The 8,872-nt window shown below is 67.7% G+C and carries 7 protein-coding genes; 1 reads left to right on the forward strand and 6 read right to left on the reverse strand.

The window, feature by feature from the left end; all coding sequences use genetic code 11:
* Positions 1–75: 75 nt before the first annotated feature.
* Positions 76–2,499, reverse strand: coding sequence for a putative bifunctional diguanylate cyclase/phosphodiesterase (locus tag R1L06_RS18410; RefSeq protein ID WP_317218420.1), 2,424 nt, complete (start codon positions 2,497–2,499; stop codon positions 76–78).
* A 227-nt stretch (positions 2,500–2,726) separates the two neighbouring features.
* Positions 2,727–4,673 (reverse strand): DEAD/DEAH box helicase, encoded by a 1,947-nt coding sequence (locus R1L06_RS18415; protein WP_032128355.1) that lies wholly within the window; start codon positions 4,671–4,673, stop codon positions 2,727–2,729.
* A 266-nt stretch (positions 4,674–4,939) separates the two neighbouring features.
* Here R1L06_RS18415 and R1L06_RS18420 point away from each other — a divergent pair, with 266 nt between their 5' ends.
* Positions 4,940–5,161 carry an RNA-binding S4 domain-containing protein gene (locus R1L06_RS18420; RefSeq protein ID WP_010486399.1) on the forward strand — a complete coding sequence of 74 codons (222 nt, stop codon included), beginning with the start codon at positions 4,940–4,942 and terminating at the stop codon, positions 5,159–5,161.
* Between the two features lie 25 nt (positions 5,162–5,186).
* On the opposite strand, the gene ubiM is transcribed toward R1L06_RS18420, so the two are convergent.
* From ubiM to R1L06_RS18440, 4 genes are all read right to left on the reverse strand, one after another.
* Positions 5,187–6,365: a 5-demethoxyubiquinol-8 5-hydroxylase UbiM gene (ubiM, locus tag R1L06_RS18425; RefSeq protein ID WP_317218421.1), complete on the reverse strand. Its 1,179-nt coding sequence runs from the start codon at positions 6,363–6,365 to the stop codon at positions 5,187–5,189.
* 79 nt (positions 6,366–6,444) lie between these two features.
* Positions 6,445–6,834, reverse strand: a complete 390-nt coding sequence (locus R1L06_RS18430; RefSeq protein WP_032128357.1) for an MAPEG family protein — start codon at positions 6,832–6,834, stop codon at positions 6,445–6,447.
* Between the two features lie 11 nt (positions 6,835–6,845).
* A complete protein-coding gene (locus R1L06_RS18435) occupies positions 6,846–7,391 on the reverse strand; it encodes a DUF4019 domain-containing protein (protein WP_032128358.1) in 546 nt (181 codons plus the stop codon).
* 58 nt (positions 7,392–7,449) lie between these two features.
* Positions 7,450–8,613, reverse strand: coding sequence for a COG3904 family protein (locus R1L06_RS18440; protein WP_317218422.1), 1,164 nt, complete (start codon positions 8,611–8,613; stop codon positions 7,450–7,452).
* Positions 8,614–8,872: the final 259 nt, after the last annotated feature.

Consider the following 8,872-nt stretch of genomic DNA (forward strand, 5'->3'; position numbering starts at 1 on the left):
TGCGCGTCGCCCCTGGCGCGCATTATCGCAGCCGGGCACGCCGCGCATGTGTAGACCAAAGTCGCCGTGCGCCGTTCAGCCAGCGGCCGGAGGCCCCTTCACTGCCACCAGGCGGACCGGCCTCAGGTCACTCAGGGTCATCCGTTCCAGCGGCTGCGGCCGCTCGATCGCGTAGCCCTGCAGGCCCTGCACGCCGAGCCGGGTCAGTGCGCCAGCCACCTCGGCGGTTTCCACCCATTCGGCCACCACCTCCATCTGCAGTTCCCGCCCGAGCTCGCTGATCGCCCGCACCGTGGCGTGGCTGACCGGGTCGGTGTCCATGTCACGCACGAAGGTGCCGTCGATCTTCAGGATGTCCGCAGGCAGCTGGCGCAGATAGCCGAACGAGGACAGGCCGGAGCCGAAGTCATCCAGTGCCATCCGGCAGCCACGCGCTTTGACCGCATCGATGAAAGCGCGTGCCTGGCTGAGGTTGCTGATCGCCGCGGTCTCGGTGATCTCGAAACACAGTTTCGAGGCCAGCGCGCGGTTGCGCTCGAGCAGGTCGCAGACGAAGGCGAGGAATCCCGGCTCGGCGATCGACTGCGCCGAAACGTTGACGTTGCACAGGCCCAGCTGGCGCACGTGTGCCGGGCAGACCTGCAGGTGGCGGAACAGCAGCCCGAGCACGTGCCGATCCAGCGCCACCGCCATGCCGTATCGCTCCACCGCCGGCATGAACTGACCGGGCAGATGCAGGCTGCCATCGGTACCACGCATGCGCACCAGCACCTCGTAATGCAGGTAGGACGGATCGCCCACGCGGGCGATGCGCTGCGCGTACAGCAGCATGCGATTCTCCGCCATGGCCAGGCTGACACCCTGCAGGCGCTCGGCCTCCTGCCGCCGCTCCTCCAGCGCCATGCGGTTCTCGTTGAAGCAGTGCACACGGTTGCGACCGGCCTGCTTGGCCGCATAGCAGGCGCTGTCGGCGGCGCTCATCAACCAGTTCGCGTCCGGCGCCTCGGCACTGACCTCGACCACGCCGATGCTGCAGCTCAACTGCGGGCTGCCCTCGCTGATCGGGAACGTGGCCTGGCCCAGGTCGCGGATCACCCGCTGCAGTACCCGCTTGGCTTCATCCTGGCCGGCGTGGGCGAGAAACACCGCGAACTCATCGGCCCCCAGGCGGCCGACCCAATCGCCATCACGCACCGCCGCCACCAGATAGTCGGCGAAACCGCGCAGCATCTGGTCGCCGGCGGCATGACCGAAGCTGTCGTTGACCAGCTTGAAGTGGTCCAGGTTGATGTAGCACAGCGCATGCGTACCACCGTCGGTCCGGACCTGCAGCAGCGCGCGTTCCAGCAGGCGTTCGATCTCGCGGCGGTTGATCAGGCCGGTCAGCGGATCGTGGCTGGCGTGATGCTCGATCTCGCGCGCCAGTGCATGGTTCTGGCTGACATCCTCGATGATCGCGAACACCGACAATCCACCGCCCGAGCTGCGAACCGCGGTACCGCTCCAGCGTCCCCAGACGAGGCTGCCATCGCGCCGGCGGAAACGCAGCTCGCTCGGCCGCAGCTGCCGGTCCCAGTCGATGCGGCCGACACCATCGAGGACCAGTTCCCCCTCCATCAGCAGGTCACCCAGCAGCATCTGCAGCAGCACATCACGCCGATAGTCGAGGATATCCGCCATCGCCTGGTTGGCCTCGACCACGCGGCCATCGGTGTCGAGCTTCAGCATGCCGACATTGGCCTGGTAGAACGCCGCGCGGAAGCGGCTCTCGTGCTCGGTCAGATCCTTGCCGACACGACGCGCCAGCGCCACTGCCATCAGGCTGATCACCAGCACCGACAGGCCGCCAACCATCAGCGTGGCGATCCGGACCATGGTGGCCATCCTCAGCAGCGCCTGCGAGAACGCCTGGGCCTGCACCTGCAGGCGGCGGTCGAGATCCCGCAGCTGCTGCAGGTAGCGATTGCGGTCGGCCACGGGCAGTTCACCTGCCGCATGCCTCCGTTGCAGCTCGGCGACCAGGGCCTGCACAGCCTCCAGATCACCATCGGTCTGCCGCCACAGTGCAGTGGCTTCGCGGAATGCTCCCAGGTCACGGGCGTAGCGGAACGAGAACACCAGGCGTGGAATATCGGCGCGCGCGTTGCCGCCCTGCAGGAAACCCTGCCGGGCCTTCTCCTCGTCCGGTACCGCCTGTTCCAGCGCCAGCCGGGCCTGCAGATCCCCCAACGGAATCCGCAGGGCCTGGCGCGCGTCATCCAGGTCCTGCGCATCGCCACGCGCCAGGTAGCGGCTCAGCGCAGCGGTCGCATCCTGCTGCCCTCGCGACCAGTAGCCCTGGCCGGCAATCCAGGCCGTCGAGGCCGCCTGCAGTTCCTGGATCAACGCGGACAGCGCGACCAACCCGATCGCCATGCCCGTCAACAACGCAAAGCGCAATCCCAGGCCACGGGTCATCGGCACCCGCCGGCTCTGCTGGTCCGTGCCACTTCTACCCATCCCGGATCCCCCCGAATGTGCTGCGGTGACAACCTCCCTTGGAACCGGCCCAGCCTATGACCGGCAATGTGTTTGCCATGCGAAAAGGGGACGGAGGGGATTAAGTCGTTTTCGGCATAAGCGCACTGCCGGGCATAAACGACTTAATCCCCTCCGTCCCCTTTTCCAGGCCCATAACGGACAACGCCAGCCCGGAGGCTGGCGTTGTTCAGGACCGCAGGTGCGGCTTAGAAGCTGCGCGGGCCGCGCGGCTTGAAGCCGTCACGACGCGGCGGGCGGCTGTCGCGGTCACCGCCGCGGTCGCCACCGTGGCCACCCGGACCGCCCGGGCCACCGCGACGCGGGCCACCCGGGCCGCCCGGACCACGCTTGTCGAAGCGCGGCTTGAACGGACGCGGGGCCGGGTTGGTGTCTTCACCCGGGGCCAGCGCACGCATCTGCAGCTGCTGGCCGGACACCCACACCTTCTGCAGGTGCGACAGCACGTCCGGCGGCATCTGTGCCGGCAGGTCCAGCAGCGAGAAGTCGTCGTGGATGTCGATGCGGCCGATGAAGCGGCTTTCCAGGCCAGCTTCGTTGGCAATGGCGCCAACGATGTTGGCCGGCTTCACGCCGTGCTGGTGGCCGACCGAAATGCGGTAGGTCTCCATGCCCTGCTCCGGCGCACCACGCGGCGGAACCTCACGGCGCGGACGCTGCTCGAAGCCACCTTCGGCGTCGTCGCGGCGCGGGCCACGCTCGAAGCGCGGACCACGCTCGTTGCGGTCGAAGCGATCGCCACGTTCCGGGCGGTCACCACGGTCGAAGCGTTCGCGCGGCGCGCGCTCTTCACGCGGGGCACGCACCGGCGGCTGCAGCAGGAACGGGGTGTCACCCTGCAGCATCTTGGCCAGCGCGGCAGCCACTTCAATGGCCGGCACGTTCTGCTCGTTCTCGAAACGCTCCAGCAGCTGGCGGTAGAAGTCCAGGCCACCGGCGCCGAGGGTTTCGCTGATGCGCGAGGTGAACTTGTTGATGCGGGTGTCGTTGACCGCTTCAACGCTCGGCAGCTGCATCTCTTCGATCGGCTGGCGGGTAGCGCGCTCGATCTGGCGCAGCATGCCCTTCTCGCGCGGGGTGGCGAACAGGATCGCCTCGCCGCTGCGGCCTGCACGACCGGTACGGCCGATGCGGTGCACGTAGCTTTCGGTGTCGTACGGGATGTCGTAGTTCAGCACGTGGCTGATGCGCTCCACGTCCAGGCCGCGGGCAGCCACGTCGGTGGCGACCAGGATGTCCAGCTTGCCTTCCTTCAGCATGGCGATGGTGCGCTCACGCTGGGCCTGCTGCATGTCACCGTTGATGGCGGCAGCGGCCAGGCCACGGGCCTGCAGCTTGCTGGCCAGTTCCTCGGTGCCGGCCTTGGTGCGCGCGAAGATGATCATCGCGTCGAACGGCTCGACTTCCAGGATGCGGGTCAGCGCGTCCAGCTTGTGCATGCCGCTCACCCACCAGTAACGCTGGCGGATGTTGGCCGAGGTGGTGGTCTTGGCCGCGATGGTCACTTCCACCGGGTCCTGCAGGTAGGTCTGCGCGATGCGGCGGATCTGCGGCGGCATGGTGGCCGAGAACAGGGCCACCTGGCGCTGCTCCGGCAGCTTCTTCAGCACGGCTTCGACGTCGTCGATGAAGCCCATGCGCAGCATTTCATCGGCTTCGTCCAGCACCAGCGTCTTCAGCTCGGACAGGTCCAGGGTGCTGCGGTCCAGGTGGTCGATCACGCGGCCGGGGGTACCGACCACGATGTGCACGCCGCGGCGCAGGGCCGACAGCTGCTGGCCGTACGGCTGGCCGCCGTACACCGGCAGCACGCGGAAGCCCGGGATCTTCGACGAATAGGACTGGAACGCCTCGGCAACCTGGATGGCCAGTTCGCGGGTCGGCGCCAGGATCAGGGCCTGCGGCTTGATCTGCTGCAGATCGATGTTGGACAGAACCGGCAGCGCGAACGCTGCGGTCTTGCCGGTGCCGGTCTGGGCCTGGCCCAGCACGTCGCGGCCTTCCAGCATCGCCGGGATGGTGGCGGCCTGGATCGGCGACGGGGTTTCGTAGCCGATGGCGGTGACCGCCTGCATCACGGGCTCGGACAGGCCGAGCTGCGCGAACTGCAGCGGCGCTTGGGAATCTTGGGACATGGGGAACTCCGAAGACACTGCCGTCTTCCTGGCAGTGCGATAAAAAAGGTGATGGTCCGCGCTTTGGGCGCCCTTCTTATCGCGTGCCCTGGCGCTGCTCGGTTGGAGGAGATTTCACTCGCTCAGAGCGGAATCATACCGCATTGATCCTGAACAAGGCGTACAGCTTGCCGTGCGCGTACCGTCATGCCCCAAGCTGGCGCACAATACGCGCCCTCTTCACCGGCCCGGCCGCTGGCTGCGCCCTTCCCCAGGAACCCCGCTCCATGCAGATTCTCGAATTCGACCTCGACGGCGACTACGTCGAACTCAAGCAGCTGCTCAAGCTGGCCGACCTGGTCACCAGTGGCGGCGAGGCCAAGATGGTCATCGGTGACGGCCAGGTGCGGGTCGACGGCGAAGTCGAACTGCGCAAGGCCTGCAAGATCCGCGCAGGCCAGGTGGTCGAGTTTGCCGACAGCCAGATCCGGGTGCTGGCCGCCGGCTGATCTGAACGGGCTGGTCTGAACCGGTTCAGGCCACGCGCTGGGTCAAGTGCGAGGCGATCAGCTGCCTGAACGGTGCCACGCCCTGTGCCAGACGCAGGCCCGCCGCGCGCAGCAGCCGCGCCGGGCGGCGATCGTCGGTATACAGGCTGGCGATGGCATTGGTGGCCTCGTACAGCGGCCGCGACGCCAGCCGGTGACCCCGCTGGTAGCTGGCCAGCATGCCGGCGGCGGCAATGTCGGCACCACGTCGCTGCTGCGCGACGATGCCCTGTGCAAGCCGCTGTGCGCTGGCCAGTCCCAAGTTGAAGCCATGCGCGGTGACCGGGTGCATGCCGACGGCGGCATCGCCGATCAGCGCCGAACGCTCGCCGACGAAACGGTGCGCGTACACACCCACCAGCGGATACGCCTGCGGCGTGGCCACTGGCTGCATGCGGCCAAGACGGTGTTCGAAGCAGGCACCGATGGCCTCACCGAAGGCCACCTCGTCCATCGCCAGCAGTTCTTCAATCTGCCGCGGTGGCAGCGTGATCACTGCTGATGCCTGGCCTTCGTTGAGCGGCAGCAGCGCCATGGTGCGGCCGTAGCCGAACCATTCCCAGGCAGTGTGGTGATGATCACGTTCGACCTGCATGCGGCACACCAGCATCGACTTGCCGAAGTCGCGCATCTGCGCGCCGATGCCGAGCATGCGGCGGGTGGCGGAGAAGCGGCTGTCAGCGGCGACCAGCAGGCGCGCATGAAGTTGGCTGCCGTCATCGAGTTTGACCACGTGGCCCTGCGCATCGGCCTGCACGCTCTGCACCTTGCGCCCGTCGAACAGTTCCAGTCCATCCTGGTCCTGCACGGCATCCCATGCGGCGCGGCGGATCAGATGGTTGGGCACCAGCCAACCCAGCGGCTGACCGTCCACCTGGCTGCTGGCGAAGGTCAGCGCGAACGGCGAGCCGCCGTTCATCACCTTGGCATCGCGCAGTTCAGCGACTTCGGCCTGCGGCAGGCGCTGCCACAGCCCCAGCTGCTCCATGCTCTGCCGCGAGGCATGGGTCAGCGCAATCTCACGGCCATCGAAGGCGGCCTCGGCAAGGGCCTGGCGCGGTTGAACTTCGACCAGCCCGACCTGCAGGCCGCTACCGGCCAGCGCGCGCGCGAAACACAGCCCCGCCGGTCCGGCGCCGACCACCACCACGTCCATCCTGCGCATGCGCGCCTCCTGCCGTTGATCAGTCCGCGCCAGCATAGCGCCGCGCACCTGACCGGCCTTGATCTGGATCAGGCCGGGATCACAACAACGCGAACACCAGCGCCAGGATCGACAGCAGCGACACTGCCCAGACCAGGCTGCGCACGTAGGGCACGCCCGCGGCATACAGCGGCAGGTAGACCACGCGCGCCCAGAAGTAGGCCTGCGCCGCCAGCGCCGTGGTGTCGTTGCCGCGCCCGGCCACCACCACTGCGATCGCAGCAGCGGCAAAGAACGGGAAGGTCTCCAGGAAGTTGGCCTGGGCCCGCTGCAGGCGACCGGCCAGCGGGCTGAGTGGCCTGGCTTCGCCATCACGCGCCGAGGCATTCCACTTCATCCCGCGCTCGCGGGTGACCACGGTGGAGGTAGCGAAGATGTAGACAAAGCCCAGCAGCACCGACCAGGCCAGCATCGTCAGTTCAGTTGCCATCGATCATCTCCTCAGGGTGCCGACGCACGCAGGCTGTAACCGGCCAGGCGCCACACCTGGTCCTCGTCGAAACGGAACGAGACGAGCTCGCGTACCGGCTGCGCGCTGTTGGCGAAACGGGTCGGGAAGCTGACGTTGATGTACAGCCCCTCCGGCACCGCGGCACCGGCGCTGTACTTGACCCGGGTGATGGTCGGCTGGCCACGCCCGGCCAGCGCGCCCAGGCGCGTGCGCTCGGCAGTCAACTGACTGACGAAGGCGGCCTTCGGTACTGCACGGCGCGCGACGGCCGAAGCGCCATCCCACAACTCGCCTGCGCGGTTGGCATCGACCAGCTGCGCCGCCTTCACTGCGGCCGCGCCCATTTCCGCATCCTGCTTCTGCACCTGCGCCTGCTGCGCGGCAGTCAACGCCGGAGCGCCGGCCGTGGCCGGTTTCGCAGCCGCCGGCGATGCCGGTGCGGGGCGCGCGGGTGCCGGTGCAGGCGTGGCCGGCGCGGGTGCCTGCGCCAATGCGGTCAGGGGCAGCAGGGACAGCAGCAGGAGCACGCGCTTCATGGACACCGCCGGTTCTCGGGAAAGAACCGCAGTCTACGCCAGCGCGGTGAGCTGTTCGTCAGCGCGCGTGGGCGCTGCCTTCCACCGCTGCGGCATCGGCCTGCGCGGCAGGCGTGCCGGCGTCTGCTGGCGCCTGTTCGGCCACCGGCGGTGGCTCCGAAGGCGCAGGCGGCAGCGTTGCCACATCGATTTCCGACAGCGGGCTTTCTTCCGGGCACACCGCATCGGGGAAGCCGAAGCGCTGCTTCAACGCCTGGCCGCAGCTGTTGATCGATTCCATGTCGGCGCCTTCGTGCTTGCACTGCTGGTCGAAGGCGATCAGGAACGCGTCCTTGCGCTGCACGAAGTCGTCACCACAGGCACGCATCTGCTTGATCCGCTCCAGGTCGTCCTGCACCGCGTTGGTGCCGTCCAGACCGTACTGGCGTAGTTCGTCCGGCGTCAGCAGGCGCAGGCTGCGGTTGGGCACCGTCATCATCAGGTCGGCCACGCCCACCGCCACGCCGTTGCGCTGCAGATAGTCCTTCACGTTGTCGTAGACCTCGTGCAGCTCGCGGTTGAGCTCGGCGCGCGAGGTGGCCTTGGAACTGATGCGCATCATGCGGTGGATGCCGACCTTGCCCGACAGCAGCCGGTTGTCACCGGCGGCCAGCACGAACACGCAGGCGCTGTGGCAGATCGAGCCTTCGCGCACCCAGATGGTCCAGCCCGATTCACCGATGCTGTCACCGGCGACGATCGCCGATTCCACCTGGCCGCCGCTGGAGTCCAGATCAAGGATGCGCTTGTGGATCTTCTGTTCATCGGCGACCACGGCAAGTCGCCACATCATTTCGGCGAAGCCCGGATTGATCTTGCCGGCGTAACGCACACGCATCAGGCCACGCTCGGCACACGGCGCCAGGGCCTGGGCAATCTGCTCGCGCTGCAGGCCCTCCAGCTCGACGCCATCGCCCGCCTCACCGGCGTACTCGGTACTGCAGCTGACCCAGGCGCGGCCATTCTCCAACTGCGCCTGCGGCCAAGGCCGATCCGCCCGGCTGCGCGGCGGCGGCGGCGGCGGCGGTGCGTCGGCGGCATTGATCGACACCATGTTCTCGCCATCGCTGGCTGGCGCACGCGCCGCCTTGTCGGCCGCGGTCACATTGCCCGGATTCTCCAACTGACTGCAGCCCGCCAGGGCCAGGCACAACAGGGGCAACCAGCGGAATTTGGCGGACATCGGGCAACCGGGATTGATGGGAGCAAGAGCCACAGTCTACCCGTCCAGGCCGCGCATTCAGCGCGTGGCACTGAACCCCTTCTGACCCTTGGGAAAGCGTGTCGACCAAGGTCGACACCTACCAACAGCAAAAGCGTGCCGACCAACGGTCGGCACCCACCAACTGCAGCGACCAACTGTCAGAGGTGGGGCGGTGTGGGCTGACAGGACCGTTGGCGCCATGGATGGCGCCATCGAGCCCCCATGGACGGGTTTACGG

Source organism: Stenotrophomonas mexicanensis (assembly GCF_032911605.1).
Taxonomy (GTDB): Bacteria; Pseudomonadota; Gammaproteobacteria; order Xanthomonadales; family Xanthomonadaceae; genus Stenotrophomonas; species Stenotrophomonas maltophilia_A.